Below are 25502 nucleotides of genomic sequence, written 5' to 3' on the forward strand. Positions count from 1 at the left end.
CCCCCTGCCCGGCGCTGGACGTTACCCGGGCGGGATGCTCTGTCAAAACCAGAGCATAAATGCGCGGGAATTGTCAGGGGAATACCATGAAAAAGATCGAAGCCATCATCAAACCGTTCAAACTCGACGAAGTCAAAGAAGCCCTCCAAGATGTGGGTGTTCAAGGCTTGAGTGTGATTGAAGTCAAAGGCTTTGGCCGTCAGAAAGGCCACACCGAGCTCTATCGCGGTGCGGAGTATGTCGTAGATTTCCTTCCCAAAGTGAAGGTTGAAGTGGTATTGGATGACGATCAGGTCGATGCCGCTATTGAAGCCATTGTCGACGCCGCCAAGACGGAGAAAATCGGTGACGGCAAAATCTTCGTCTCCCCTGTTGAACAAACAATCCGCATCCGTACCGGCGAATCCGGTTCAGACGCGTTGTGACAACGGCCCCCGGGCCTAGACTACGAATAGACCATAAAGGACCAACTCGATGGACAACCAGGAATTCCTGAGCAAAATCAAGGATGAGGGCATTGAATATGTCGACATCCGCTTTACTGACACCCGTGGCGCCCTGCAGCACGTTACCATTGTGAGCGATCTGGTTGACGAAGACTTCCTCGAAGAAGGCTTTATGTTCGACGGCTCCTCCATCGCTGGTTGGAAAAGCATCGAAGCCTCTGACATGAAGCTGATGCCCGATGTGAGCACGGCCTACATCGACCCCTTCTACGCTGAAACCACTATCTGCGTGCATTGCTCCGTTGCTGAGCCTGACACCGGCGAAAGCTATGAGCGCGACCCACGCGGCACCGCCGAAAAGGCCGAAGCTTACCTCAAGTCTTCCGGCATCGGCGACAACGCCTATTTCGGCCCCGAGGCTGAGTTCTTCCTCTTTGACGATGTGAAGTTCTCCAACAAGGTGAACAAGGTATCCTACGAAGTTGATGCATCCGACGGCTCGTGGAACTCCGACACCGAGTATGAAATGGGCAACATGGGCCACCGCCCGGGCCTCAAGGGCGGCTACTTCCCGGTAAACCCGGTGGACGAAGCGCAAGACCTGCGCGCCGAGATGCTCTCAACTATGAAGCGCCTTGGCATGAAGGTCGACAAGCACCACCACGAGGTTGCGTCCTGCCAGCACGAGCTTGGTCTGATCTTTGGTGAGCTGACCAAACAGGCGGACGAGATCCAGAAGTACAAATACGTTGTTCACAACGTGGCCCATGCCTATGGCAAGTCGGCGACCTTCATGCCCAAGCCGATCTTTGGCGACAACGGCTCTGGCATGCACGTTAACATGTCGATTTGGAAAGACGGCAAGCCGCTGTTTGCGGGCGACAAATATGCTGACCTGAGCCAAGAAGCCCTGTGGTTCATCGGCGGCATCCTGAGCCACGCCAAATCGCTCAACGCCTTCACCAACCCGACGACCAACAGCTACAAGCGTTTGATCCCCGGTTTCGAAGCCCCCGTTCTGCGCGCCTATTCCGCGCGTAACCGTTCGGGCTGCGTGCGTATCCCATGGACCGAAAGCCCCAAAGCCAAGCGCGTTGAGGCCCGTTTCCCCGATCCGGCGGCGAACCCTTATCTGGCATTCGCGGCCCTGCTGATGGCTGGCCTTGACGGCATCAAGAACAAGATCGACCCGGGCGAGGCGATGGACAAGAACCTCTATGACCTGCCCGCAGAAGAGCTGGCGGACATCCCGACAGTGGCCGGTTCGCTGCGCGAAGCGCTCGACGAGCTGTCCAAGGACATGGATTACCTGCTGGCCGGTGACGTGTTCACCCGCGACCAGATCGACGGCTATATCGCGCTGAAGACGGAAGAGGTTCTGAAATTCGAACAGACCCCGCACCCCGTTGAATTCGGCATGTACTACAGCTGCTGATCTTTCCGCCCCAAGGGGCGGTTAGCCAAAACTACAAAGGGCGCGGGTCACACCGCGCCCTTTTGCTGTTGGCCGCGTGGAACAGAGGGTGCCGCACCGCGTTGGCTTTGCAGTGCAGCGTAAATAGGAGTGCGTATGATGGCTGACGATTCAACGGCGCTCACGGATGTTGTTAACGAGCTGAAAGACGCCTCCGAGGGGAAAGACACCGTTGAAGTTGGCCAATTGATCGACGCACTTGATGAGCGCGGCTATGGCCCCGCCCTTGCGGTGCTTCCGCTGATTGAGCTGACCCCACTGGGCGGCATCCCCGGTTTTCCCACATTGCTGGCGCTTATGGTGGCCATTCTCGCCCTGCGCATGTTGATGGGCTATGAGCATTTCTGGGCGCCTGATTGGCTGCGCGACCGAAGCCTTAAAACAAGTAAGGTACTAAAATCCGTCGAATGGCTTAAACCTGTATCCCGATGGATTGACGACAAGCTGCACGCCCGACTGTCGCGTGTCGCAGGCCCCATGGGCCAAAAAGCAGCCTGCCTCGTGATCCTTTGTCTTTGCCTTGCCGTGCCCCCGCTTGAGGTGGTGCCCTTTGCAACCTCTGCGCCGATGATCGTCATCTCGATCTTCGGTCTGGCGTTGCTTTACCGCGACGGTTTGCTGATGCTGCTGGGTTTCATCGCAGCAGGGATCGCAGGCTTTGCTGGGGTGTCCTATTTCCTCGGCGGCTGAACATCCGGCTGCCCTACCCGCGCCATAAAACAGCCACAGCGCTTAACCAATCTCTAGCGAACCCCTGCAAAGGACGCAGATTCGATGCCTACCACGACCACATTTAACGAGCGGCTGAACCGCATCGAAGAGCGCGCCAAACGCGTAGATAGCAAACAACGCGCTGCGGCCCGTCGGCGGAATCTGCTTTTAGTATTGGCGATCATCGGCGCGCTTATCGCCGGGGCGAGTATCGCGCAAGACAGCATGCCACAGCTTACCGCATGGGCGGAGGTTGCCTTCGACTACGTCCGCGCCCTTCTGCCTGAGTAACTCACAAAAGTTTTCTAAGTTCATTGGCCAACTTAGTTGAACCGTTGTTCAATTGGGCTAACCTCTGCTCGGTACACAGACGCAGAGGGTCTAACTCATGTTCAAAACACTTTTCACCACCACCGCGGCCATCTGCACGTTCATGGCCGCCCCAACATTGGCTGCGCAATGCGGCAACACAGCCAATGGCTTTGAGGCATGGAAGGGCGCCTTTGCCCAAGAGGCCCGCGCCGCTGGTGTTGGCCAACCCGGTCTGAACGCATTGGCAAGCGCGCGCTATGCCAACGGCACCATCGCCGCAGACCGCAACCAGAAGTCCTTCAAATACTCCCTGTCGAAATTCATGCAGGTCCGCGGTGCGGATACGATCGTAGCCCAAGGTCGCAAGCGCAAGGCCCGCAACGCTGGCTTCTACAGCTCGCTTGAGCAGCGCTACGGCGTCCCTGCCGGGGTTCTTCTGGCGATCCACGGGATGGAGACCGGCTTTGGCGGTTTTATGGGCGACAGCGCGGTTGTCTCGGCCATCACGACACTTGCCTATGACTGCCGCCGCTCTGACTTTTTTGTGCCTCATGCTATTGGCGCGCTGAAGCTGGTGGACCGGGGCGCGATCACGCCCAACACCAAGGGCGCAAAACATGGCGAGTTGGGCCATACACAATTTTTGCCCGGCAATGCTTTGAGCTATGGCGTTGACGGCAATGGCGACGGTCGCGTGGATTTCTATAGCGAAGCTGATGCGCTTGCCTCTACCGCCAACTTCCTGCGCCAGAAAGGCTGGCAGCCGGGGGCTGGTTATCAAGAGGGGCAGCCTAACTTCCGCGTCATTCAAGCGTGGAACGCGGCAGGCGTCTATCAAAAGGCCATCGCAATCATGGCCAGCCGCATCGACGGTTAACCGCCTTAAACTTTGTTAAGCGGCGGCGCGTCCCTCAGGGGGCGCGCCGCTTGCGTTTATAGCATTCGCTTTACTGCAGCCCCGCTTTAATCGCCGCAGGCCAACGGGTTCCCCGCTTTCTTTTGCCCGCCACGGGGAACCGCCAGCAGCGTCAGTCGTTGGGCTGTAGATAAGCTGATTGCTGCACACGAATGGAGGGACTTATGCACGGAATTTTCTACCTCATCGGCCTGATCGTGGTCGTTCTCGCGATCCTGAATCTCGTATTTTAAAGGAGGTCACCATGCCCGAAGAAAAGAATACACCGACCCAAAGCGGGGCCGTCAAAGACCAAGCCACCGCAGTTAAAGATAAAGCTGCCGCTGCCGCCAGCAGCGCTGCCGAAACCGCCAAGGCACAGGCCCGCGAAGTGGCCGACACCGTTTCTGCCGAAGCCACCAACTATGCCTATCAAGCCCGCGACACGGCTGCCGACGAAGTCAAAGGCGTCGCGTCCGCTCTGCGCACCGCTGCCGAAGAACTGCGCAGCGGCTCCCCGCAAGAGCGCAGCTTTAGCCAGCTTGCAGATGGTCTGGCCGATGTGTCTGAGACCATGCGCGACAAGGACTTGGGCGAAGTTGTCGAAGACCTGAATGGTTTTGCCAAACGCAACCCGCTGGTCTTTCTCGGCGGTGCCGCGCTGCTTGGCTTTGTTGCCACCCGTTTCGCCAAAGCCTCCAGCGAGCGCCCGAGCGGCGGTTATGGCGGTTCCGGCGTTGAATATGACGACGATGACCGCATCGACCGGCCCACGCCCGGCACGCCGCAGACAGCTGTTGCAAGCACTGTTCCCGGTCGCGCCACCGCGCAGCCTGCTGCGCCAAGCGTCGTAACAGGAGAGAAAGCATGACCACCGATAGCAATAAATCCGCCGGGAGCCTGCTGACCGAAGCGCTCTCCCATGTCAGTTCGCTGATGCGCAAAGAGGTTGATCTCGCCCGTGCAGAGGTGAACGAGAACTTGAAACACGCGGGCGTAGCCATTGGTCTGATCGTCGGCGCAGTCGTTGTCGCCCTCACCGCACTGAACGTGCTGAGCGCCGCGCTCGTCGCTGCCCTGACCGAAGCTGGCATTCCTGCAGGTTGGTCCGCCGTGATCGTAGGCCTGCTGCTTGCCATCGTCGCTTATGTGATGGTTCAGAAGGGCACCAACGATCTGAAACTCAGCAGCCTTGCACCGACCCGCACTGCGAAAAACGTCAAGCGTGACGCACAGACCATGAAGGAGGTTTACGATGACAAATGATTCCAGAAACCCCGAAGAAATTGAACGCGAAATCGAACGCGAGCGCGCTGGTCTGGCCAACACGCTGGACGATCTGCAAGACCGCTTTTCGGTCGAAGGTATTGCGCGACAGTTCTCGGATCAATTCCGCGAGCATGGCGGCGAATGGAGCCGCTCGATCTCGGACGCGGCCAAACGCAACCCAGTGGCTCTGGCATTAACCGGCGCTGGCCTTGCGTGGATGATGTTCGGCAGCGGCAACACCCGTGACCGCCGGGGCTATGAGGGGCTGGACCGCGACCGCGCGCATCCCGTGCCTGTTCCGGTGACGAACACCGAAAATCGCCCCGCTGTGCGTGACAACCGCCGTTCCTCCGCCCCTGCAAGTGCCTATGCCTCGAGCTATGGTGCAGAGCGCGGTGCCGGTGACAATGTCCCTGCATGGGCCCGCGACGTGCATCATGACGACGATGACAGCCGTGGTATGGGTGATCGTGCCCGCTCCGCTGCTGGCAGCGTTAAAGGGGCCGCTGGCTCTGCTGCAAGTGGTGTGGCCGGTGCCGCAGGTTCTGCCGCTGGCAGCGTCAAAGGTGCGGCAAGCTCTGCCGCGGGTCGTGTCCGCTCTGCCGGGTCATCCGTGGCCAGTGGCGCACGTTATGCCCGCGACCGCGCATCCTATGGTGCAAGCTCTGCCGTGGATAGCATCCGCAACACCGCAAGCGGTGCAGCCCACAGCGTGCGCGACAGTGCCAATGCCGCGAATGAGCGTGCCCACGCCCTCCGGGACCGCCTGTCGGAAGGCACCGAGCATATGAGCGCTGAAGCTCGCGAGCGGATCGTCATGGCCCGTGCCCGCGCAGTAGATGCTTGGAACGCCGGTGGCCGCTATGCCCGTCAGGGCCGCGAGCGCGCCTCTGACATGTTCGAAGAGCATCCGCTGGTCGCCGGTGCATTGGCTCTGGCCGTAGGGGCTGCCATCGGTGCCGCCCTGCCCCGTAGCCGCACTGAAGACGCCTATATGGGCGAACATAGCGATGCGCTTTTCAGCGAAGCTGAGCGTATCTATTCGGAAGAGCGTGAAAAGCTGGGCAAAGTTGCCAAGGCAGCAACGGATGAGGCTGGCAAAGTCTTGAAAGAGACGAAAGCCAATGCCGACGCCGCAGCCGACGAAGAAACCGCAGCCGATGCCGCAGTAAAGAAGGCCAAGGAAAGCGGCCAGCGCGTGGCCGACGCGGCCAAGAACGAAGCCAACAAGCAAAAGCTTGGCGACGTGAAAAGCTAAGCGACACTACTGCCCGCTCCCAAACTTTGGGGGCGGGCGTTTTCCTGATACATATTAAAAGACAGAGGTTTACCTATGGCGCGCGGACGTGGAGCGGAAACGCCGATGGAGATACCGGCCCCCGGATGGAAAGACATCCTGCTGCGGGTCAAGGACGAAATCGCGACGGACCACGTGTCATTGGTTGCAGCTGGCGTGGCATTTTATGCGCTGCTGGCGATTTTCCCCGCCGTGACTGCCCTTATGGCGCTGGCCGGGCTGGTGATGGAACCTGCCGAGGTGACTGCGCAACTTGAGGCGCTGACCAACCTTATCCCCGAAGAAGCCGCCAATATTATTCTCGATCAAGCCGTCGCTGTAACTGGCTCTGAAGAAACCGGCCTTGGCTGGGCATTCCTGATCGGCTTGGGCCTTGCCCTTTATTCCGCGTCCAAAGGTGTTGGCAGCCTGATGGAAGGTCTGAACGTCGCCTATGATGAAGATGAGACCCGCGGGTTTGTGACCAAGTTGATCTGGACCCTTGGCCTCACCCTGATGTTAATCGGCGTGCTGCTTCTGGGCCTAGCGGCCACCGTGGCCGTACCTGCGATCGTCGCATTTCTCGCCCTGCCTGACTGGTTTGAGACATTTTTGACCTACGGCAGCTGGGTGTTATTGGCCGCATTGACCGTTGTCGCCTTGGCCGTGCTCTACCGCTATGGCCCCGCACGCGACAATGCCGAATGGAAGTGGCTTACCCCCGGTTCTGTCATCGCCTGCATCCTGTGGATCGTCGCCTCGGTCGGTTTTTCGATCTACGTCAGCAATTTCGGCAGCTATAACGAAAGCTTTGGCAGCATGGCCGGGGCGATCATCCTGCTAATGTGGCTCTGGATTTCGGCATTCATCGTGCTCTTGGGCGCAGAGTTCAATTCCGAGATGGAAGCCCAGACTCGCAAGGACAGCACCACCGGACCGGATGAACCGATGGGCCAGCGCGATGCGGTCAAGGCAGACCGGCTGGGTCGCGCCAAGGGTAAGTAGGAGAAGAGATCATGGCACCCCGCGCACTTTGGAAAGGTCAGCTTCGCCTCTCGCTGGTGTCGATCCCGGTCGAAATATTTTCGGCCACCAAGACCAGTTCCAAAGTGTCCTTTCGGCAAATTCACAAACCCTCCGGCAAACGCGTACGCTATGAGAAGTCCGTACCCGGCATTGGCCCGATCAAGGCCGAGGATATCGTCAAGGGCTATGAAGTCAGCAGTGATGAATATATCCTGCTTGACCCTGACGAAGTGGACCAGATCAAACTTGAAACGAAAAAGACCTTTGAACTGGTGCAATTCGTCGACGCCTGCGAAATCTCGCCGCTCTATTTCGACAAACCCTATTACATCACAGCCTCTGACGATCTGGCACAAGACGCCTACCGCGTGGTGCGCGATGCGCTGCGGCAGGCGAGCAAGGTGGGGCTGGGTCAGGTGACCATGCGTGGCAAGGAATACCTTGCCTGCGTCAAACCCTGCGGCGACGGGCTGTTGATGGAGACGCTGCACTACGCCGATGAACTGCGTGAGGCGGACGAGATTTTCACCGATATCGAAGATGATGAGACCGACAAGGAGTTGCTTGAGGTCGCCACCTCCCTCATCGACAAGAAGACCGCGCCCTTCGATGCCTCCGCCTATACCGACAAATATGCCGAGGCGATGCAAAAGCTGTTGGATGCGAAGGTGAAGAACAAAAAGACCCCGCGCGTGCAGACCGGCGATGATGGCCCTGCTGAGGGCGAGAACGTCATCGACCTGATGAGCGCGCTGAAAGAGAGCCTGAAAGAAGCGGGCGGCGCGAAATCCAGCGCCAAGAAAAAGGCACCGCGTAAAAAGGCTTCGTAATGGCAAAATCCCCCGACAGGCTCGCCAGCTACAATGCCAAACGCGATTTCGAGGCGACCGCAGAACCGCGCGGCCAAATCGGCAGTGGTGCGGGGCAGAGTTTCGTCGTTCAGAAACACGATGCCACCCGCCTGCACTATGACTTTCGCCTTGAATGGGAAGGGGTGCTGCTGAGTTGGGCAGTCACCAAAGGCCCCTCGCCCGACCCCTCGGAAAAGCGCCTCGCCGTGCGGACAGAGGATCATCCGCTCGACTATGGCGGGTTTGAGGGGACGATCCCCAAGGGCCAGTATGGCGGCGGCACGGTGATGCTTTGGGACCGTGGCACGTGGATGCCGCAGGGCGATGTCGCCAAGGGGCTGAAAGACGGTAAGCTCAAATTCACGCTTCAAGGCCGACAGATGCAGGGCGGTTGGACGCTGGTGCGGATGCGGGGCCAGGAAAAGCGCGAGAACTGGCTGCTGATCAAGGAACGCGACGACTATGCCCGCGATGTGCCGGACGGGCTGACCAAGGGCACCGCCCGGTCCATCACCACAGGCCGCACCATGGCCGAGATCGCCAAGGACGCCCCCGCGAAAAAAGTCGCTGATCCAAGCCCTAAACGCAAAGGCAAACGCCCGGCCTTCGTCAAACCACAACTCGCCACTCTCGTCAGCGATGCGCCAGAGGGCGAGAACTGGATGCATGAAACCAAGTTCGACGGCTACCGCTGTCTTGTATCCCTCGGCAAGGGCGGTGCGCGACTCTACACCCGCTCAGGCAAGGATTGGACCGAGAAGTTCAACGGGCTGGCTCATGCCTTTGACGCTCTGCCCTGCGACCGTGCCCTGCTGGATGGAGAGGTCATGGCGGCCAGGATCAAAGGCTCGGCATTCTCATCGTTGCAGCGGGCGCTGAAAGAGGGGCATCCGCTGGTTTTCTACGCCTTCGATCTGTTGTCGCTCGATGGCGAGGATTTCCGCGGCACCGCACAAGAAGACCGCCGCGCACGGCTGGCCAAACTGCTTTCTGGTCTCACCGCAGGCGGACCGCTGCGGCTGAGCGAGCATGTGGTCGGCCACGGCCCCGAAGTGTTCAAACGCGCCTGTGAAGCCGGAGCGGAAGGGATCATCAGCAAGCGCATCGACGCGCCCTACTCCGGCAGACGCAGCAAGAACTGGCTCAAGATCAAATGCACCCGGCGGCAGGAATTCGTCATCATCGGCTATTCCCCTTCTGACAAGAAAGGCCGCGCCTTTGCTTCACTGCTGCTCGGCAGCCATCAGGGGGGCAAGTTGCGCTACAAGGGGCGCGTCGGCACGGGGTTCTCCGAAGAGATGATGAATGACCTTGTCCGCGCCATGACCGCCCGCAAGACCCCGCCCGCGCGGGACGTTCCGCCTGAAGTCGCCGGCGATGCGAAATGGGTCCGCGCTGATCTGGTGGCAGAGGTGGATTTCACCGAGTTCACCGCCGACGGCGTGATCCGGCACGGCAGTTTTCTGGGCCTGCGCCACGATAAGGACGCGACCCAAGTGACCGTGGAAGAACCGCAAGAGGAGCCGCAGATGGCCGATGACAGCAAGGTTGGCGGCGTTCAGATCAGCAATGCCAACCGCAAAGTTTTCCCGGATGCGGGCTGCACCAAGGGCGATGTGGCACGACATTACGAGCGTGTCGGTCCGCGCATGATTGACCTCATGGGCCACCGTCCGCTGTCGCTGTTCCGCTGCCCTTCGGGGATCGACGGACAGTGTTTCTTTCAAAAGCACGACAGCGGCGGGATGCCCGATGCGCTGTCGCGGGTTTCAATCGAAGAAAGTGACGGCGACGCAGCGGATTACCTCTATGCCACGCGGCCCGACAGCCTGATTGCAGCGGCGCAGATGGGCAGCATTGAGTATCACATCTGGGGCGCGCGGGTGGATCGGTTGGACCGCCCTGACCGCCTGGTCTTTGACCTCGACCCCGATGAGGGGCTGGACTGGCCCGATGTGCGCGCTGCGGCTTTCGAGGTACGCAATGCGCTGACGGCTCTGGGCCTGCAATCGGGGGCCATCGTCACTGGCGGCAAGGGCGTGCATGTCTGGCTGGCCTTGCGCCGAACACGCGGCTGGGAGACGGTCAAGCTTTTCTCAAAAACCTTCGCCCATGTCATGGCCGCCCAAAACCCCGACCGCTATGTCGCGACCATGTCCAAGGCCAAGCGCAAGGGCCGCATCTTTATCGACTGGTTGCGCAACGAACGCGGCGCCACGGCCATCGCGCCTTATTCCCTGCGCGCCCGCCCCGGTGCGCCGGTGGCCGTGCCAGTGACTTGGGAGGAATTAGAGAAACTCGACAGCGCCAATGGTTTCCGCATGGGCGATATGGCTGCGCAACTGGATCAGCCCTGCCCGGCGATGGCGGTGCAAAACGATCTGCAAGCGCTGACCGATGGGGTGATCGAGAAATTGCAAACATGGTCTGAGGGCTAAGGGCTACTCAGTCGGAAGCCCCGCGAAGTAGTCCGCCAAGGCTGCGATATCCGCGTCACTTAAATCCTGCGCGGCCTTGCGCATCAGATGCGCCCTCTCCCCCCCACCGCGATGACCGTCACGCCATAGTCTGAGTTGCCCCGCCAGATAGTTGCGGCTTTGCCCGGTCAGCAGCGGCGCGATGGGCGCATCGGCCTGCCGTCCCGGCCCGTGACAAACGGTGCAGGCGGGCACGTCACCAGTGCCACGTTGCGCCAGCAGCGCGCCGGGGGTTGTGGCCTCGGGCGCAGGTTCAGACTGCCGCCGCGGACCTTTGGAAGAACCGAACTGCTGCGCCAGCGTGGCGATCTCGCTGTCGCTCAGCGCCATCGCCGCCTCTCGCATGATCCCGCTGGGCCGCTGACCGCTACGGTACTGCCGCAACGCCTCGGCGATCTGGCCGGGGGTCAGCAGGTCAAGCCGGGGGATATAGCTGTTGCCGCTCTTACCACTTTCGCCATGACACTCTGCGCAACTTGCGCGGCCACGCCCTTCGCCTGCCAGCGCCACCTGCCCCGCCGCGTCAGGCAGCGCGTTCAGGTAGGCCACGACCGACCAAACTTCGTCGTCGCGATCCTTGGCAGGCCAATGCGGCATGCCAGTCATTTTCACGCCTTCGTCGATGATCCAAAACATCTCACCCGGCGTCCAATCGGTGATGGTGCTGATATGCGGCGGCGTCGGTTCCATCGCCTGAGCCGTGGCGCTTTGCGGCTGGCCGGGCAGCGCGTGGCAGAAGGCGCAGCCGGACTTGAAATGCAGCGCCCCAAACGTCACGCGATCCGGCACACCAAGGTCATCTGGCACCTCCTTTGGCCCCGGCGCGCGCAGTTTGACCGACTGCTTGAAGGTCGTGTGCATCAGCCAGGTCACGCCCCACATATGCCCCTCACGGGCCGAGACGTTGTAGAGCCCGATTGTCACGATCAAGACCGCCACCAAGGCTCCGCCAGCCGCCACTGCGGCGAGGGTTTGGATTACCCGCTTCATGCCGTTTCCCTTTTGTCTTCCAGCGTCTTAGCGACCAGCGCCAATCCTGCGACCAGATAAATCGGCGTGCCAATCCCCAACATCAAAAGCCCCCCCAATTGCTGCGCGTCAAGGTCCGGGGCACGGCCACAAATCGCAGCATAGAGGTCGCGCGGGGCGAGAATAATCAACCCGCCCAGCAGCGTCATATGCATGGAGGTCAGCAGCAGCCCGCCAGCTCCGGCCAGTGGCTCGCCGCGCAGGCATCCGGCCCAGACCAGCAGCCCGGCCAAGGCGAAACTTAGCTGTTCAAGCACCAGCCCCGGCCATCCGCCATCGGCCCAGCCGTGCAGCGCAGGCAGGTGCCAGCCCCAGACCACGATAAACTCGACCACCGCGCCCAGCAGCGGCGACAGGGCGAAAACCCCTGTGACGTTCGGAAAGCCCAACACCAGCAGCGGCGCCACCACAGCCACCAGCCCCATATGCCGCAGCATGTGATGCGGGAAATCCGCGCCGAGCCATTGCCCCAGCGGCAAAATCCAGAGCACCGCCAGCAGCGCCAGCCCGCCATATCCCAGCCCCACCCTCATCCACAGCCGCCGATCAGCAGCACCGGCAGGGAGACATAGACCACCCCGATAAAAGAAATCACCGCCAGCAAAAACGCCGCATGGCCGAGGAACTGGTGCCGGTCTTCGCTCGTGCCCGCGTCATTCTCCCACGCCCGGTCGCGCCGCAAATCCCATTGCCGCCATGCCCCCCACGCCAGCCAGAGGATCAGCGTCAATGCAAAAACCGTGCCGATGCCGATGCCCAGCCGGAGCAGCGCCACCGCCCCGACCCCGCCCTTGGCACAGACCAGCGCGGTCGCCCCGTAAGAAGTCACGAAATGCACCGCCCAGATCAGCGGGCTGAAGGTGATCCGCCACAGGCTCAGCGCCTCGGCGCGGAACTCATGGGCGTCTTCCTCGTCGCGGATGTCGCTCATGTCAGCCACCCCGGCGCGAGGCCCAAGATCGCGGCGGTCACCAGCGCTTTGACTGCCATGAAGTGCCAATAAAGGGTGACATTGCGCAGGTCGGCGTCGTGGTGCGGTGTCAGCTTGCCAAAGACGCTCCCGGCCAAGCAATACCCCTGCATCAACACGCCCGCGCTCAGATGCGCCACCAGCCAGACCATTAGCGCCCAGAGGATTGCGGGGTAGACATGGGACGTCGGGTCCAGTTCGCGCACGGCGGCCCAAGCGGCTACGCCTGCCACCCCAGCGGCCAAGGGCGCCAAGACCAGCGCCACGCGGGCCAGCGCGACCTTGCCGCGCACATTCGCCTCGCGCGCCGCAAGCGTCAGCGCCCAAGCCGCCACGCCCGCCAGCGCTGCCAAGACGACCCAATGGCCCATGGGATGCAGTGCCCCCTCGGGCGGGAAATCAGGCCGTGCTGTCCAGTAGAAAAAGAACCCGAAAACTACGCTGGCAAAGGCCGTGGCATCGCCTAACATGGTGATCCACATGGCCCACCAGCCTACCGAGTCGGGCCCAGAAGCATAGGTCGGCAAGCGGAGGCCCAGCCCAGCATCGCGCATCTCTTCCTTCGGAGGGCGAGCGGTGCTGGTCCAGAGCCAATACATAATGCAAACGATGGCGAAGGCACCGCAGATGATCGCCGGTGTGTAGATGTGGAAGGTCGGAAAGATGAACGCCCCGCCGGTGAAACCAGCAGCAAGGATGGTGATCCACGCAGGTCCGGTGACACGCTGCACATGCACGGGCTTGGCGTCGATCACGCTGGTTACGATGGTCTCACGCTGATGATCAGGCGCATCGGGCAGATAGTAGCGGCCCGCGTCCATCCGCTCGACCAATTGCGGCTGATCCCACAGCGGATAGCGCGAGGTCACATGCGGGACCGAGCGCACGCCCCACGCCTCCTCCGGCACCTCATGGGAGAACTCGAGCGTGCCCGCGCCCCACGGATTGCGCGGGATTTCACCCTGAGCCTTTTTCGGGCGCAGCAGGTCGTAAAGGAACACGGCAAAGCCCGCCGCGATGATGAAAGCCCCCAGCGTCGAGATCAGGTTAAGCCAGCCCCAGCCGGAACTTTCGGGATAGGTGAACACCCGGCGCGGCATCCCCATCAACCCGGTCAGGTGCATCGGCAGAAAGGTGATGTTGAAGCCCGAGAAGATCAGCCAGAACGCCCAGAGGCCCAAGCGTTCGCTGAGCAGTTTCTTGGCGATGAAAGGATAGAAATAATAGACCCCCGCGATCACCGGGAAGACCATACCGCCGAAAAGCGTGTAATGCAGATGTGCCACGATGAAATAGGTGTCATGCACCTGCCAATTGAACGGCACGATGGCCAGCATCACACCCGTTAGCCCACCCGCCACAAAGATCGCCAGTGCGCCGGCGATCCAAAGCATCGGCAGCGTCAGCTTCACCCGCCCCACCATCAGTGTGGCGACAAAGGCGAAGATCTGGATGCCAGTGGGGATCACAACAGCTTCAGAGGCTGCCGAGAAGAAGCCAAGGCTGATCTGAGGCAGCCCGGTGGTGAACATATGATGCACCCAGAGCCCAAAACTGAGGAACCCGGTGCCCACCGCGCTCAGTACGATCCACGAATAGCCCACGATGGGCCGCTGCGCGACGGTGGGCACGATCATCGCGGCGATGGCAATGGAGGGCAGGAAGACGATATAGACCTCCGGATGCCCGAAGATCCAAAAGAGGTGCTGCCACAGGATTGGATCGCCGCCGCGTGTCGGATCGAAGAAGGGCCAGTCAAAGGACCGCTCCAGCTCGAAGAGGAAATCCCCGGCGATGAGCGGCGGGAAGGCGAACAGGATCATGCCCCCCACAACCAGCACATACCACGCATAGAGCGGCATGATGTTAACCCGCATCCCCGGCGGACGGCATTTCAGCGCGCCGACGATCAACTCAACCGCCGCGGCGATGGAGGCAACTTCGATGAAGCTCAGCCCCAAAAGCCAAACATCGGGGCCGATCCCCTCTTCCTTGGTGGCAAGCGGCGGGTACATGAACCAGCCCGCCTTGGGCGCGGCATCAAACAGCAATGAGCCCAGAACGAAACAGCCGCCAATCAGGAAACACCAATACCCATAAGCAGATAGCCGGGGAAACGGCATGTCCCGCGCGCCGAGGAAGGCGGGCAGCAACAGGATCGATATCGCCTCGAACATCGGCACGGCGAAAAGAAACATCATCGCCGAGCCGTGCATGGTGAAGAACTGGTTAAACCGATCCGCGTCCAAAAAGGTCATGTCTGGAAAGGCCAGTTGCACCCGCATCAAGAGAGCCAGCACCCCTGCGATCAGCATGAAGGCCAGCGCCGTCAGCGCATACCACTTGCCCACCTCAGAGTTATTGACGGCGGTGACATAGCGCCAGCCTTGCGGCGTCTTCCACGCCGCGCGCAACTCCTCGGCGCCGCGCTGCTGCTCGGCCTGCGGTACCGGTTCGGCCAATGCCGCCTCGCTTGGCGGATATGGCCCTTCGGCCACGGGAAGCGATGCGGGTTTTATCATGTCAGCCCCTTGAGATAAGCGACCAGCGCGCGCAGGTCTTCAGGCGCGATATGGTCATAGCTTGGCATGGCGACTTCGGGTTTCAGGCTTTCGGTATGGGCGATGAACTGGGCGAAATCTTCTTCGCTGCCGTTCAGAATGCCAGCACCGATGCTTTTGCGACTGCCGACATGGGTCAAATCCGGCCCCACCTGCCCCACCGCCGGTGTGCCGCGCACGCTATGGCAAGCGCCGCAGCCCTCGCGGGCAAAGACCTGCGCCCCACGAACGGCCTCTCCACTGGCGGGCGCGGTGGCTGCCTCGGCCTCAGCCGTCAACCATTCGGCAAAGTCTTCGGGCGTCATTACCACTGTTTCGAATGCCATCAATGCATGGGACGCGCCGCAGAATTCGGCGCATTGGCCCCGGTAGATGCCCGGCTCTTCTGGAAGGAACGACAGAAACGTCTCGCGCCCCGGGATCATATCAACCTTGCCGCCAAGGGCGGGCACCCAAAAGGCATGGATCACCTTATGCGCGTTCAGCACCAACCCTGTGCGCCGCCCCGTAGGCAGACGCAACTCATTGGCCGAGGTCACGCGGCTGCCATCGGGCAGTTCATAATCCACGCGCCACCACCATTGTTCTGCCGTGATGTGGACCTTGAGACCCGGATCGGCCTCGCGTTGGGGTTTCATCATTGGCAGGCTGTAGGTCAGCAAGGCGCCCAGCAAGATCACCGGGAAGATCACCCCGCCGCCGACGATCAGTATCTCCCCCCAACGGCGCGGCATTTCGCGCGGCTCGACCCTTGTGACATAGACAAAAATTGCTGCCAGCAGAAACCAGAGGAGCACCGCCCCGCCGAACATCACCCAGATAAGCGACAAGACATCCTGCGCATCGCGCCCGGCGGGGTTCAGTACCGATTGCCGCCCTTCGCAGGCCGAAAGCGCCAGCAGGCTTAGGCAGATCAGCAACAAGCGCATGGTGTTGGCTCCGTCATCCTATTCAAGCGTCACGCAGAATTCGCGTCAGAGTGGCACAGACAGCCGCGGTAGAATAGGGCCGCTATGGGCAAAACTGGCCGCAAAAACCCGCGGCCAGAAGATCTTTACTGGCCGAGTGCCTGACCCAGATCGGCGCCGAGGTCTTCGACATCCTCAATCCCGACCGACAGCCGCAACAGCCCTTCGGGGATCCCGGTGTGCGGTTCAATGGTGTGGCGATGCTCAACAAGGCTTTCGACACCACCGAGCGAGGTGGCGCGGTGGAAAAGTTGCAACCGTCCTGCGGCTTTCAGTGCTGCTTCTGCCCCACCTTTGACGACAAAAGACAACAGTCCGCCGAAGCCGCCGCTCATCTGCTGGGCGGCAAGGGCATGGCCGGGATGGTCCGGCAGACCGGGGTACGTCACCTGTTCCACCTGCGGGTGATCCGACAGAAACTCTGCCAAGATCATTGCGTTGCGAGACATTTCGCGCATCCTGAGCGGCAAGGTGCGCATCCCGCGTGCCAGCAACCACGCCTCCATTGGGCCGATCACGGCGCCGGCTTCGTTGCGGTCATCGCGGATCATCTGCCAGCGCGCTCCGCCCGCATCATTGGTGGCCAAAGACCCGGCCAGCACGTCGGAATGGCCGTTGATCCCTTTGGTCGCCGAATGCATGACAATATCCGCGCCATGCTCCAGCGGGTGACTCAGGACGGGCGACGCCGCGGTGCTGTCGACGACCAGCGTCGCGCCCACCTCATGCGCGGCAGCGGCGGCCCCGGCGATATCGGTGATCCGCAGCCACGGGTTCGAGGGCGTCTCTATCAAACACAGGTCAGGCTTTTCGGCGCGGCACAGGGCGGCGAAGGCGTCAAGATTGCTCGCATCCACCTCATGCAACGCAATTTGCCGACGGGTGCAGAAATCGCGGATCCATTTGGTTGTGCCCCAGTAAATCTGGCTTTGCACCACCACGCTCGCGCCATTGGGCACGGTGCGGAAAACCGCCGCGATGGCCGCCATGCCGGAGGGAAAGATCAGCGTCTCTTCGGCCCCTTCGAGCGCATTCAGGATACGCTCTGCCACGCGGGTGTTTTCGTTATGCGAGCGCAGGTAGACATTGGCGGGGTTCACCAGATCGTAATTCTCGTCCCGCAGATAGGTGGTGGCGAATTGCACCGGCGGCACAACCCCACCGGAAGCTGGATCGACGGCCCCGGCGGCCTGGGCCGCGATGGTGGCAGGGTGCAGGTTTGGTTTGGGGGGCTGGGCCAAGATATGTCTCCGACAGTGTTTTGCTCATGTGGTATACAAAGCAACAAGGCGGGGCAAATGCGATCACGCAGAATGCTTTCGCGTCACGCTTGGGTGAGCGCTCCCCCGCAGCTCTTGATCAGACCGCTGAACATGTCACCTTTGATGCAAGCAATTTGGAGAGCCACATGGCCATCGAACGCATTACCTTCCCCGGCCCAGATGGCACGGAACTGTCCGCACGTCTGGACATGCCCGAGGGGCCGCATCTGACGACCGCCCTCTTCGCGCATTGTTTTACCTGCGGCAAAGACATCCCCGCCGCGCGGCGCATCGCGGGGCGGCTGGCAGCGATGGGGATCGCGGTGCTGCGGTTTGATTTCACCGGGCTGGGGCATTCGGGCGGCGAGTTTGAGAACACGTCGTTCTCCTCCAACGTCGATGATCTGATCGCCGCTTGCAGCTACCTTTCCAGCCGTGACATGGCCCCGGCGCTGTTGATCGGTCATTCGCTGGGCGGCGCGGCGGTGCTGAAAGCCGCGGCGCAACTGTCGCATGTCAAAGCGGTCGCTACCTTGGGCGCGCCCTTCGATCCGGCCCATGTGACCCATAATTTCGCCGAAAGCCTGCCTGAAATTTCGGCCAAGGGCAGCGCCGAGGTTAATCTTGGCGGGCGGCCCTTTACGATAAGTCAGAGCTTTATCGAGGACGTCCAAGGGGCCACCCTCGCCCCGGATATTGCCAAGCTGAAAGCCGCGCTGCTGGTGCTCCACGCCCCGCGCGATGAGATTGTCAGCATCGACAATGCGGGCCAGATTTTCTTGGCCGCGAAACACCCCAAAAGCTTCGTCACGCTGGATGATGCCGACCACCTCATCACCCAAGCAGGCGATGCGGAATATGCGGCTGAGATCATCGCCACTTGGGCCGACCGCTATATGGCGCTGAAATCGCCCGCCCCACCCCCCGGCGCGCCCGAAGGGATCGTTCGGGTGAGCGAGGCCGATCCCGATGGCTTCTTGCAAGATGTGAACGCAGGTCCACACCACCATGCGCTGGCGGATGAGCCGCTGGCCTACGGCGGCACCAACCGTGGCATGTCGCCCTATGGATTTTTGTCGGCGGGGCTTGGGGCCTGCACGTCGATGACGATCCGCATGTATGCGCGTCGCAAGGGCTGGCCGCTGATGGGCGTGAACGTGGATGTCTGCCACGACAAGGTTCATGCGCAGGATGCGGGCACCGGTGCTGCGGAGAAGATCGACACATGGCGGCGGCGGATCCGGCTGGAGGGGGATTTGACCGAGGAACAACGGCAGCGGTTGCTGGAGATTGCGGATAAGTGCCCAGTGCATAGGACGTTAGAGCGGAGCTCGACGGTGCTAACCGAACTCCTCTAGGTACGGTGACTTTACCACCCTAGCCCGGAATCAAGCCGTAGGCGCCGGGCCATCGCCTGCCCGCCCGGACGGGTAGGCGCTGGCCCTCCGTGGCAACTACAACTCGCAAGCGAAACACCAGCGCTGGCCCTCACCGCCCCATAACCCCCTCAGACTTGTCCTTACCCCAAAGTCAGTCTATGCCGCCCCTGACCCTTCCCCTGTCCTGAAAAGGTGCGCGCATGATCCCCCGCTATTCCCGTCCCGATATGGTTGCCGTCTGGTCGCCGGAAACGAAATTCCGCATCTGGTACGAGATTGAGGCCCATGCCTGCGACGCCATGGCCGACCTTGGCGTGATCCCCCGCGAAAACGCCGAAGCTGTGTGGAAAGCCAAGGACGTGGAATTCGACGTGGCCCGCATCGACGAGATCGAAGCCGTCACCAAGCATGACGTTATCGCCTTCCTCACCCATCTGGCTGAACATGTCGGCAGCGACGAGGCCCGCTTTGTGCACCAAGGCATGACCTCTTCGGACGTGCTCGATACCTGCTTTAACGTGCAGCTTGTGCGCGCCTCTGACCTGCTGCTGGTTGGCCTTGATAAGCTGCTCGAAGCGCTGAAAAAACGCGCGCTTGAGCATAAAGACACCGTTCGCGTTGGCCGCAGCCACGGCATCCACGCCGAGCCGACAACCATGGGCCTGACCTTCGCCCGTTTCTACGCCGAGATGGACCGCAACCGCGCTCGCCTCGTCGCGGCACGAGAAGAAATCGCCACCGGCGCGATCTCGGGCGCTGTGGGCACTTTCGCCAATATCGACCCGCGGGTCGAAGAGCATGTCTGCGAGAAACTGGGCCTCACCCCTGAGCCGATCTCGACCCAAGTGATACCACGCGACCGCCATGCGATGTTCTTTGCCACACTCGGCGTTATCGCCAGCAGCATCGAGAATGTCGCCATTGAGATCCGCCACATGCAGCGCACTGAGGTGCTTGAAGGGGCGGAGTTCTTCTCGATGGGCCAAAAAGGCTCTTCTGCCATGCCGCATAAGAAAAACCCGGTGCTGACCGAGAACCTCACCGGCCTTGCACGTCTGGTGCGGATGTCGGTGATCCCGGCGATGGAAAACGTGGCCCTTTGGCATGAGCGCGACATCTCGCATTCCTCTGTCGAACGCGGCATCGGCCCAGACGCGACCGTGACGCTGGACTTCGCTCTGCACCGTCTGGCGGGCGTCATCGACAAGATGCTCGTCTTCCCGCAGAACATGCTGGACAATATGAATAAATTCCCCGGTCTGGTGATGAGCCAGCGGGTGCTTCTGGCGCTGACCCAAGCAGGCGTGAGCCGCGAGGATGCCTATTCTATGGTGCAGCGCAACGCGCTGAAGGTCTGGGAAGAACGCCTTGATTTCCGCGAGTTGCTGCTGGCTGATGAAGAGGTCGTCGCGGCCTTGGGCGAAGACGGCGTGAACGAGAAATTCGACATGGGCTATCACACCAAACATGTCGACACGATCTTCAAACGCGTCTTCGGCGAATGATCTGAGAATCGTAATGCTTTGAGATTGGCGCAGACAGGTGTATCCTGTCCGCGCCTGTCAAAGGAGCAAACGATATGAAACTTGCACTGACACTTGGCGCCCTCATGGCGCTCACGGCCCCCTCCCTCGCCCTTGCATCGGGCTGCGATCATGGCAAACAGGTCATGACCTGCGCCGAGGGGATGAAACTCGATACCAGCAGTGGCACCTGCGTGCCGGACACCACGGCCTGAGGCTTTCGCCAGCAGCAGGTTTCCTTAACGCTTGGTCACAGGGCCGCGCCTCTGCGGCCCCAATTGCCGTGACCATTGGTGGCTGACCCCGGCCTATGCCACCCGGTATGGCTTGTTGCGCGGGGCGGCGCAGGCTATGTCAGGAAAAGTTTAACAGCCTGTCAGAGCCCATGTCGGACCCAGCCACCAGAGTCAAAAAGCCCTATCCCTTCGGTCGCCGGGCACGGCATTACCTGAGCAATCTGTTGATCGTCGGGATCATCCGCACGGCTTTGGCCCTGCCCTATAAGGCGCGGCTCTGCTTTGTCGGCAGCTTGGTGCAGCATGTCTTGGCGCCGCTTGCAGGCTACCGTCGTCGCGCCCTCAATAATCTTGAGCATGTCTGGCCCGAGATGCCTCTTGCCCGCCGCGAGGAAATCGCGACGCGCTGCCTCAACAACCTTGGTCGTTCCTTTATCGAAAACTACTCGGCCGATGACTTCCCCAAACGCATGGCCGAGGCCGAGCCTCGCGGCCCCGGCATGGCAGCGCTGGAAGAGGCCAATCGCACTGGCCAGCCGGTGATCCTTGTGACAGGGCATTACGGCAATTACGAAGCGGCGCGGGCGTCCCTCGTGGCGCGGGGCTATGACATCGGCGGGCTTTATCGTGAGATGAAGAACCCTTATTTCAACGCCCATTACGTCAAGACACTCGAAGCCTTCGGCGGGCCGGTGTTCCCGCAGGGGCGGCGCGGCACGGCAGGTTTTGTGCGGCATCTGAAACAGGGCGGTCGGCTGGTGCTGCTGTTTGACCAGCATGTCATCCGCGCGCCGATCCTAGATTTCATCGGCAAACCCGCCCGCACGGCGATCTCAGCCGCGGAACTGGCGTTGCGCTATGACGCGCTGTTGATCCCCTTCTACGGCATTCGACAAGACGACGGGGTCAGTTTCGACGTGGTGCTTGAAGCGCCCGTGCCGCATAGCGATGCAATGACCATGACGCAGGCGCTGAACGACAGCCTGACCGCACAGGTCACCAAGACGCCGGAACAGTGGTTCTGGGTGCACCGCCGCTGGCGTCCGCACGAGAAGTAACGGATGCCGCGGCTTACTTGCTGCGTGCTGCCGCGAGAATCGCACCCGGCCCGCCCTTTTCTTGGCGTTGGATGATCACCACAACAGGCAGATTACCCTCGGCCTTCGCACTCAGCGACAGGGGTGCAGACCCATCCCAATCCGCCAAGACTTGCCAGCCTTGGACGACATTGCTGTGCTCCATGACATGGCCGGCATTCTCGCCGCGGGTGACCTTGGTCCGCTCCATCGGAGAGTAGCGCAGCATATGCACCTGCATCGGCCCTGATGCCTCGGCCAGCGGCTCCGCATCAATCTGAACCGCTTCGCCTGAGCGGCTGATCTCCACGGCCACTTGCGGCGCGGCCTCGGCGTGTTTCTCGACCGCATCCATCAACTTCATCGGCTTGGCACCGACAATATCGGTCTGCCCCTGCACGATCAGTTCAGGCGTATAGACGCTGCGCCGCCCGCCCACGGCGGCATAGCCGCGCTGTCGCTCGGCATGGGCCGGATCGCCGAAGGGGTCTTTCCAACCGATGTAGTCCCAATAATCCACATGCAATGCCAGCGCGATGATGTCCTCCCGCTCGGCCAGTTCGGCCAGCATTTCATCGGCAGCGGGACAAGAGGAACAGCCCTGAGAGGTAAAGAGTTCGACCACCACAGGCTGATCCTGCTGGGCCTGCAAAGGAGCGGCCAGCAGCGACAGCGCGGTGAGAACGGGATAAATCAGGGGCTTCATAAAATTCCAAACGCGTCACTATCGGGGTGTTGTTCTGGTTTAGCTGTCTGAATAGTGAAATACCAATCAACCTTTGTTGAAACGCCCGTTAGCGCCCCCCTGCCGCCCTCGGTGTGCCTCCCCCTTCAAATTCGGTACACAATGGTATACAAAATCGCGCGAACCGGCTTGATAAGTGTTGAACCGCCGCGCCTCTAGTGGCATTGAGACGGCAATCTAGCCACCCATCAGACCCCGAAGGGAGCCCGCCATGACAATTCAAGTCGGTCACGACAGTGCCAAGACACGCAAGACCCTCTCCGTTGGCAGCCAGAACATCGCCTACTATTCCATTCCTGCCGCCGAGGCTGCGGGCTTGGGCGATTTCTCGAAATTGCCAGCGGCGCTGAAAGTCGTTCTGGAAAACATGCTGCGTTTCGAGGACGGCAAGACCGTCACCGTGGACGACATCAAGGCATTTGCCGAATGGGCGACCAAAGGCGGCAAGAACCCGCGTGAAATCGCTTACCGCCCTGCCCGCGTGCTGATGCAGGACTTCACTGGCGTGCCGGCGGTCGTTGACCTTGCCGCGATGCGCGATGGTCTGGTGGCGCTTGGCGGCGACGCCGACAAAATCAATCCACTGAACCCCGTTGATCTGGTCATCGACCACTCGGTCATGATCGACGAATTCGGCAACCCGCGCGCCTTCCAGATGAACGTGGACCGCGAGTATGAGCGGAATATCGAGCGCTACACCTTCCTCAAGTGGGGCCAAAAGGCGTTTAACAACTTCCGCGTTGTGCCCCCCGGCACCGGCATCTGCCACCAGGTGAACCTTGAGTATCTTAGCCAGACGGTCTGGACCGACAAGGACCAGAACGGCGTCGAAGTCGCCTACCCCGACACGCTCGTCGGCACCGACAGCCACACCACCATGGTCAACGGCGCTGCCGTTCTGGGCTGGGGCGTTGGCGGGATTGAGGCCGAAGCCGCGATGCTGGGGCAGCCGATCTCCATGCTGATCCCTGAAGTCATCGGTTTCGAGCTGACTGGCCGCATGATGGAAGGCACCACCGGCACCGACCTCGTGCTGAAAGTCGTGGAAATGCTGCGCGAAAAAGGCGTGGTGAGCAAATTCGTCGAATTCTACGGCGAAGGTCTCGATCACCTGCCGCTGGCGGACCGCGCGACCATCGCCAACATGGCCCCTGAATATGGCGCGACCTGTGGCTTCTTCCCGATCGACGACGAAACCCTGCGCTACCTGACCAACACCGGCCGCGACAAGGATCGCGTGGCGCTGGTCAAAGCCTATGCGCAAGAAAACGGCATGTGGCGCGATGCGGATTACGCACCGGTCTATACCGACACACTGACCCTTGACATGGGCACCATCGTGCCTGCGATCTCGGGCCCCAAACGCCCGCAGGATTATATCGCTCTGACCTCGGCCCACACGGCATTCGGTGACTACGTCAAAGGGGTCCGCGAAGGCAAAGACACCTCCGCGAACTCGGAAATCCGTTGGGAAGGCGAAGGCGGCCAGCCTGAGCCCGTGGATATCCCCGGTGACGAAGGTCATCACAACCGCGGTTTTGTCTCCACGGATGATGGCCACTACCAGCTGCACGACGGTTCTATCGTGATTGCGTCGATCACCTCCTGCACCAACACATCCAACCCCTATGTGATGATCGGTGCGGGCCTTGTGGCGCGCAAAGCCCGTGCCTTGGGCCTGACACGCAAGCCTTGGGTCAAGACATCGCTGGCCCCCGGCTCGCAGGTCGTGTCGCATTATCTTGAGGCTGCGGGCCTGCAAGAAGACCTCGACGCGATTGGCTTCAACCTTGTTGGCTACGGCTGCACCACCTGCATCGGCAACTCTGGCCCACTGGAGCCCGAAATTTCCAAGGCGATCAACGACTATGATCTGATCGGCACCTCGGTCCTGTCGGGCAACCGTAACTTCGAGGGCCGCATCAGCCCCGACGTGCGCGCTAACTACCTCGCCTCCCCGCCCCTCGTGGTGGCCTATGCGCTGGTCGGTGACATGAACCATGATCTGGCCAACAGCCCGCTGGGTCAGGATAAGGACGGCAATGATGTCTACCTGAAAGACATCTGGCCCACGACGCAGGAAGTTGCGGAGCTGGTCGAACAGACCGTGACGCGCGAAGCCTTCCAAGAGAAATATGCCGACGTCTTCAAGGGCGACGAGAAGTGGCAGTCGGTCGAAACCACCGACAGCAAGACCTACGACTGGCCGCCAACCTCGACCTACGTGCAAAACCCGCCCTACTTCCAAGGCATGTCGCCAGAGCCGGGCGTGATCTCCAACATCGACGGCGCGAAAGTGCTGGCGGTGCTGGGTGACATGATCACCACCGACCACATCTCGCCTGCCGGCTCGTTCAAGGAAACCACACCCGCAGGTCAGTACCTGACCGAGCGTCAGGTGCCGGTGCGGGAGTTCAACTCCTACGGCAGCCGTCGTGGCAACCACGAAGTCATGATGCGCGGCACCTTTGCCAACATCCGCATCAAGAACGAGATGCTGGATGGCGTTGAGGGTGGTTACACCAAAGGCCCCGATGGTCAGCAGACCTCGATCTTCGATGCCGCCATGGCGCATCAGGAAAACGGCACACCGCTCGTGATCTTCGGTGGTGAACAATACGGCGCGGGTTCCTCGCGTGACTGGGCTGCCAAAGGCACTGCCCTGCTGGGTGTGAAGGCCGTGATCGCCGAGAGCTTTGAGCGCATCCACCGCTCCAACCTCGTCGGCATGGGCGTCATCCCGTTTGAGTTCACCGGCGGCGACACCCGCAAATCGCTGGGCCTGACCGGCGAGGAAACCGTGTCGATCAGCGGGTTGGACACCATCAAGCCGCTGCAGGAAGTGCCCTGCACGATCACAATGGCCGATGGCAGCACCAAAGAGATCACGCTGAAGTGCCGCATCGATACCGCGATTGAGATCGAATACATCGAACACGGCGGCGTGCTGCACTACGTGCTGCGCAACTTGGCGAAATCGGCCTAAGCGCCAATCGCCCTCGCGAACTGATCCAAG

The 25502-nt window shown here is 61.1% G+C and carries 23 protein-coding genes; 16 read left to right on the plus strand and 7 right to left on the minus strand.

Translation table 11 applies throughout. From position 1 onward, the window contains the following. Positions 1 to 86: 86 nt before the first annotated feature. The 11 genes from K3759_RS10215 to ligD all read left to right on the plus strand — a co-directional run bounded on the left by K3759_RS10215 (position 87) and on the right by ligD (position 10698). Positions 87 to 425 carry a P-II family nitrogen regulator gene (locus K3759_RS10215; RefSeq protein WP_067266338.1) on the plus strand — a complete coding sequence of 113 codons (339 nt, stop codon included), beginning with the start codon at positions 87 to 89 and terminating at the stop codon, positions 423 to 425. A 49-nt stretch (positions 426 to 474) separates the two neighbouring features. Further along, positions 475 to 1881 (plus strand): type I glutamate--ammonia ligase, encoded by a 1407-nt coding sequence (gene glnA / locus K3759_RS10220; RefSeq protein WP_259981582.1) that lies wholly within the window; start codon positions 475 to 477, stop codon positions 1879 to 1881. Between the two features lie 138 nt (positions 1882 to 2019). Beyond that, the gene (locus K3759_RS10225) at positions 2020 to 2610 is read left to right on the plus strand and encodes an exopolysaccharide biosynthesis protein (protein WP_259981584.1); all 591 of its coding nucleotides are present in this window, start codon (positions 2020 to 2022) and stop codon (positions 2608 to 2610) included. An 84-nt stretch (positions 2611 to 2694) separates the two neighbouring features. Further along, positions 2695 to 2922 carry a hypothetical protein gene (locus K3759_RS10230; RefSeq protein ID WP_259981586.1) on the plus strand — a complete coding sequence of 76 codons (228 nt, stop codon included), beginning with the start codon at positions 2695 to 2697 and terminating at the stop codon, positions 2920 to 2922. A gap of 97 nt (positions 2923 to 3019) precedes the next feature. Next, positions 3020 to 3820, plus strand: a complete 801-nt coding sequence (locus tag K3759_RS10235) for a lytic transglycosylase domain-containing protein (RefSeq protein WP_371810675.1) — start codon at positions 3020 to 3022, stop codon at positions 3818 to 3820. A 283-nt stretch (positions 3821 to 4103) separates the two neighbouring features. Further along, entirely contained in the window at positions 4104 to 4709 is a 606-nt protein-coding gene (locus K3759_RS10240) for a hypothetical protein (RefSeq protein ID WP_259981587.1), read from the plus strand. Beyond that, positions 4706 to 5104 carry a phage holin family protein gene (locus K3759_RS10245; protein ID WP_259981588.1) on the plus strand — a complete coding sequence of 133 codons (399 nt, stop codon included), beginning with the start codon at positions 4706 to 4708 and terminating at the stop codon, positions 5102 to 5104. Before K3759_RS10240 ends, K3759_RS10245 begins: the two co-directional genes overlap by 4 nt. Then, positions 5094 to 6365 carry a DUF3618 domain-containing protein gene (locus K3759_RS10250; RefSeq protein WP_259981589.1) on the plus strand — a complete coding sequence of 424 codons (1272 nt, stop codon included), beginning with the start codon at positions 5094 to 5096 and terminating at the stop codon, positions 6363 to 6365. The genes K3759_RS10245 and K3759_RS10250 overlap by 11 nt, the downstream gene beginning before the upstream one ends. A 75-nt stretch (positions 6366 to 6440) precedes the next feature. Continuing rightward, positions 6441 to 7388, plus strand: coding sequence for a YihY/virulence factor BrkB family protein (locus K3759_RS10255; RefSeq protein WP_259981591.1), 948 nt, complete (start codon positions 6441 to 6443; stop codon positions 7386 to 7388). 11 nt (positions 7389 to 7399) lie between these two features. Continuing rightward, the gene (locus K3759_RS10260) at positions 7400 to 8239 is read left to right on the plus strand and encodes a Ku protein (RefSeq protein ID WP_259981592.1); all 840 of its coding nucleotides are present in this window, start codon (positions 7400 to 7402) and stop codon (positions 8237 to 8239) included. Next, positions 8239 to 10698 (plus strand): DNA ligase D, encoded by a 2460-nt coding sequence (gene ligD, locus K3759_RS10265; RefSeq protein WP_259981593.1) that lies wholly within the window; start codon positions 8239 to 8241, stop codon positions 10696 to 10698. Before K3759_RS10260 ends, ligD begins: the two co-directional genes overlap by 1 nt. 3 nt (positions 10699 to 10701) lie before the next feature. Here the strand turns inward: ligD and K3759_RS10270 are convergent, their stop codons facing one another. From K3759_RS10270 to K3759_RS10295, 6 genes are all read right to left on the minus strand, one after another. Further along, entirely contained in the window at positions 10702 to 11727 is a 1026-nt protein-coding gene (locus K3759_RS10270) for a c-type cytochrome (RefSeq protein ID WP_259981596.1), read from the minus strand. Beyond that, a complete protein-coding gene (locus K3759_RS10275) occupies positions 11724 to 12299 on the minus strand; it encodes a cytochrome c oxidase assembly protein (protein ID WP_259981599.1) in 576 nt (191 codons plus the stop codon). The genes K3759_RS10270 and K3759_RS10275 overlap by 4 nt, the downstream gene beginning before the upstream one ends. Further along, positions 12296 to 12697 (minus strand): hypothetical protein, encoded by a 402-nt coding sequence (locus tag K3759_RS10280; protein WP_259981601.1) that lies wholly within the window; start codon positions 12695 to 12697, stop codon positions 12296 to 12298. Before K3759_RS10280 ends, K3759_RS10275 begins: the two co-directional genes overlap by 4 nt. Continuing rightward, the gene (gene ctaD / locus K3759_RS10285; RefSeq protein WP_259981602.1) at positions 12694 to 15258 is read right to left on the minus strand and encodes a cytochrome c oxidase subunit I; all 2565 of its coding nucleotides are present in this window, start codon (positions 15256 to 15258) and stop codon (positions 12694 to 12696) included. The genes K3759_RS10280 and ctaD overlap by 4 nt, the downstream gene beginning before the upstream one ends. After that, positions 15255 to 16226, minus strand: coding sequence for a c-type cytochrome (locus K3759_RS10290; RefSeq protein WP_259981603.1), 972 nt, complete (start codon positions 16224 to 16226; stop codon positions 15255 to 15257). The genes ctaD and K3759_RS10290 overlap by 4 nt, the downstream gene beginning before the upstream one ends. Positions 16227 to 16351: 125 nt before the next feature. Further along, the gene (locus K3759_RS10295; protein WP_259981604.1) at positions 16352 to 17506 is read right to left on the minus strand and encodes a PLP-dependent aspartate aminotransferase family protein; all 1155 of its coding nucleotides are present in this window, start codon (positions 17504 to 17506) and stop codon (positions 16352 to 16354) included. 167 nt (positions 17507 to 17673) lie between these two features. On the opposite strand from K3759_RS10295, the gene K3759_RS10300 reads away from it, so the two are divergent. The 4 genes from K3759_RS10300 (at position 17674) to K3759_RS10315 (ending at position 21723) form a co-directional block, all read left to right on the plus strand. Further along, a complete protein-coding gene (locus K3759_RS10300; RefSeq protein WP_259981606.1) occupies positions 17674 to 18885 on the plus strand; it encodes an alpha/beta fold hydrolase in 1212 nt (403 codons plus the stop codon). 221 nt (positions 18886 to 19106) lie between these two features. Next, positions 19107 to 20411, plus strand: a complete 1305-nt coding sequence (gene purB / locus K3759_RS10305) for an adenylosuccinate lyase (RefSeq protein ID WP_259981608.1) — start codon at positions 19107 to 19109, stop codon at positions 20409 to 20411. Between the two features lie 74 nt (positions 20412 to 20485). Next, complete coding sequence (locus tag K3759_RS10310; RefSeq protein ID WP_259981610.1) at positions 20486 to 20644, plus strand: hypothetical protein; 159 nt, start codon at positions 20486 to 20488, stop codon at positions 20642 to 20644. Between the two features lie 170 nt (positions 20645 to 20814). Beyond that, positions 20815 to 21723, plus strand: a complete 909-nt coding sequence (locus K3759_RS10315; protein WP_259981611.1) for a lysophospholipid acyltransferase family protein — start codon at positions 20815 to 20817, stop codon at positions 21721 to 21723. Positions 21724 to 21736: 13 nt separating this feature from the next. Here K3759_RS10315 and K3759_RS10320 read toward each other — a convergent pair whose 3' ends face one another. After that, the gene (locus tag K3759_RS10320) at positions 21737 to 22447 is read right to left on the minus strand and encodes a thioredoxin family protein (protein WP_259981612.1); all 711 of its coding nucleotides are present in this window, start codon (positions 22445 to 22447) and stop codon (positions 21737 to 21739) included. Between the two features lie 250 nt (positions 22448 to 22697). On the opposite strand from K3759_RS10320, the gene acnA reads away from it, so the two are divergent. Continuing rightward, complete coding sequence (gene acnA / locus K3759_RS10325) at positions 22698 to 25472, plus strand: aconitate hydratase AcnA (protein ID WP_259981613.1); 2775 nt, start codon at positions 22698 to 22700, stop codon at positions 25470 to 25472. Positions 25473 to 25502: the final 30 nt, after the last annotated feature.

This window comes from Sulfitobacter sp. W027, from assembly GCF_025143985.1.
In the GTDB taxonomy this organism is placed as follows: Bacteria; Pseudomonadota; Alphaproteobacteria; order Rhodobacterales; family Rhodobacteraceae; genus Sulfitobacter.

What these genes read in the sequence shown, in the direction of transcription:
- K3759_RS10215 (WP_067266338.1), top strand. Translation starts at nt 87, where the DNA reads ATGAAAAAGATCGAAGCCATCATCAAACCGTTCAAACTCGACGAAGTC.
- glnA (WP_259981582.1), top strand. Translation starts at nt 475, where the DNA reads ATGGACAACCAGGAATTCCTGAGCAAAATCAAGGATGAGGGCATTGAA.
- K3759_RS10225 (WP_259981584.1), top strand. Translation starts at nt 2,020, where the DNA reads ATGGCTGACGATTCAACGGCGCTCACGGATGTTGTTAACGAGCTGAAA.
- K3759_RS10230 (WP_259981586.1), top strand. Translation starts at nt 2,695, where the DNA reads ATGCCTACCACGACCACATTTAACGAGCGGCTGAACCGCATCGAAGAG.
- K3759_RS10235 (WP_371810675.1), top strand. Translation starts at nt 3,020, where the DNA reads ATGTTCAAAACACTTTTCACCACCACCGCGGCCATCTGCACGTTCATG.
- K3759_RS10240 (WP_259981587.1), top strand. Translation starts at nt 4,104, where the DNA reads ATGCCCGAAGAAAAGAATACACCGACCCAAAGCGGGGCCGTCAAAGAC.
- K3759_RS10245 (WP_259981588.1), top strand. Translation starts at nt 4,706, where the DNA reads ATGACCACCGATAGCAATAAATCCGCCGGGAGCCTGCTGACCGAAGCG.
- K3759_RS10250 (WP_259981589.1), top strand. Translation starts at nt 5,094, where the DNA reads ATGACAAATGATTCCAGAAACCCCGAAGAAATTGAACGCGAAATCGAA.
- K3759_RS10255 (WP_259981591.1), top strand. Translation starts at nt 6,441, where the DNA reads ATGGCGCGCGGACGTGGAGCGGAAACGCCGATGGAGATACCGGCCCCC.
- K3759_RS10260 (WP_259981592.1), top strand. Translation starts at nt 7,400, where the DNA reads ATGGCACCCCGCGCACTTTGGAAAGGTCAGCTTCGCCTCTCGCTGGTG.
- ligD (WP_259981593.1), top strand. Translation starts at nt 8,239, where the DNA reads ATGGCAAAATCCCCCGACAGGCTCGCCAGCTACAATGCCAAACGCGAT.
- K3759_RS10270 (WP_259981596.1), bottom strand. Translation starts at nt 11,727, where the DNA reads ATGAAGCGGGTAATCCAAACCCTCGCCGCAGTGGCGGCTGGCGGAGCC.
- K3759_RS10275 (WP_259981599.1), bottom strand. Translation starts at nt 12,299, where the DNA reads ATGAGGGTGGGGCTGGGATATGGCGGGCTGGCGCTGCTGGCGGTGCTC.
- K3759_RS10280 (WP_259981601.1), bottom strand. Translation starts at nt 12,697, where the DNA reads ATGAGCGACATCCGCGACGAGGAAGACGCCCATGAGTTCCGCGCCGAG.
- ctaD (WP_259981602.1), bottom strand. Translation starts at nt 15,258, where the DNA reads ATGATAAAACCCGCATCGCTTCCCGTGGCCGAAGGGCCATATCCGCCA.
- K3759_RS10290 (WP_259981603.1), bottom strand. Translation starts at nt 16,226, where the DNA reads ATGCGCTTGTTGCTGATCTGCCTAAGCCTGCTGGCGCTTTCGGCCTGC.
- K3759_RS10300 (WP_259981606.1), top strand. Translation starts at nt 17,674, where the DNA reads ATGGCCATCGAACGCATTACCTTCCCCGGCCCAGATGGCACGGAACTG.
- purB (WP_259981608.1), top strand. Translation starts at nt 19,107, where the DNA reads ATGATCCCCCGCTATTCCCGTCCCGATATGGTTGCCGTCTGGTCGCCG.
- K3759_RS10310 (WP_259981610.1), top strand. Translation starts at nt 20,486, where the DNA reads ATGAAACTTGCACTGACACTTGGCGCCCTCATGGCGCTCACGGCCCCC.
- K3759_RS10315 (WP_259981611.1), top strand. Translation starts at nt 20,815, where the DNA reads ATGTCGGACCCAGCCACCAGAGTCAAAAAGCCCTATCCCTTCGGTCGC.
- K3759_RS10320 (WP_259981612.1), bottom strand. Translation starts at nt 22,447, where the DNA reads ATGAAGCCCCTGATTTATCCCGTTCTCACCGCGCTGTCGCTGCTGGCC.
- acnA (WP_259981613.1), top strand. Translation starts at nt 22,698, where the DNA reads ATGACAATTCAAGTCGGTCACGACAGTGCCAAGACACGCAAGACCCTC.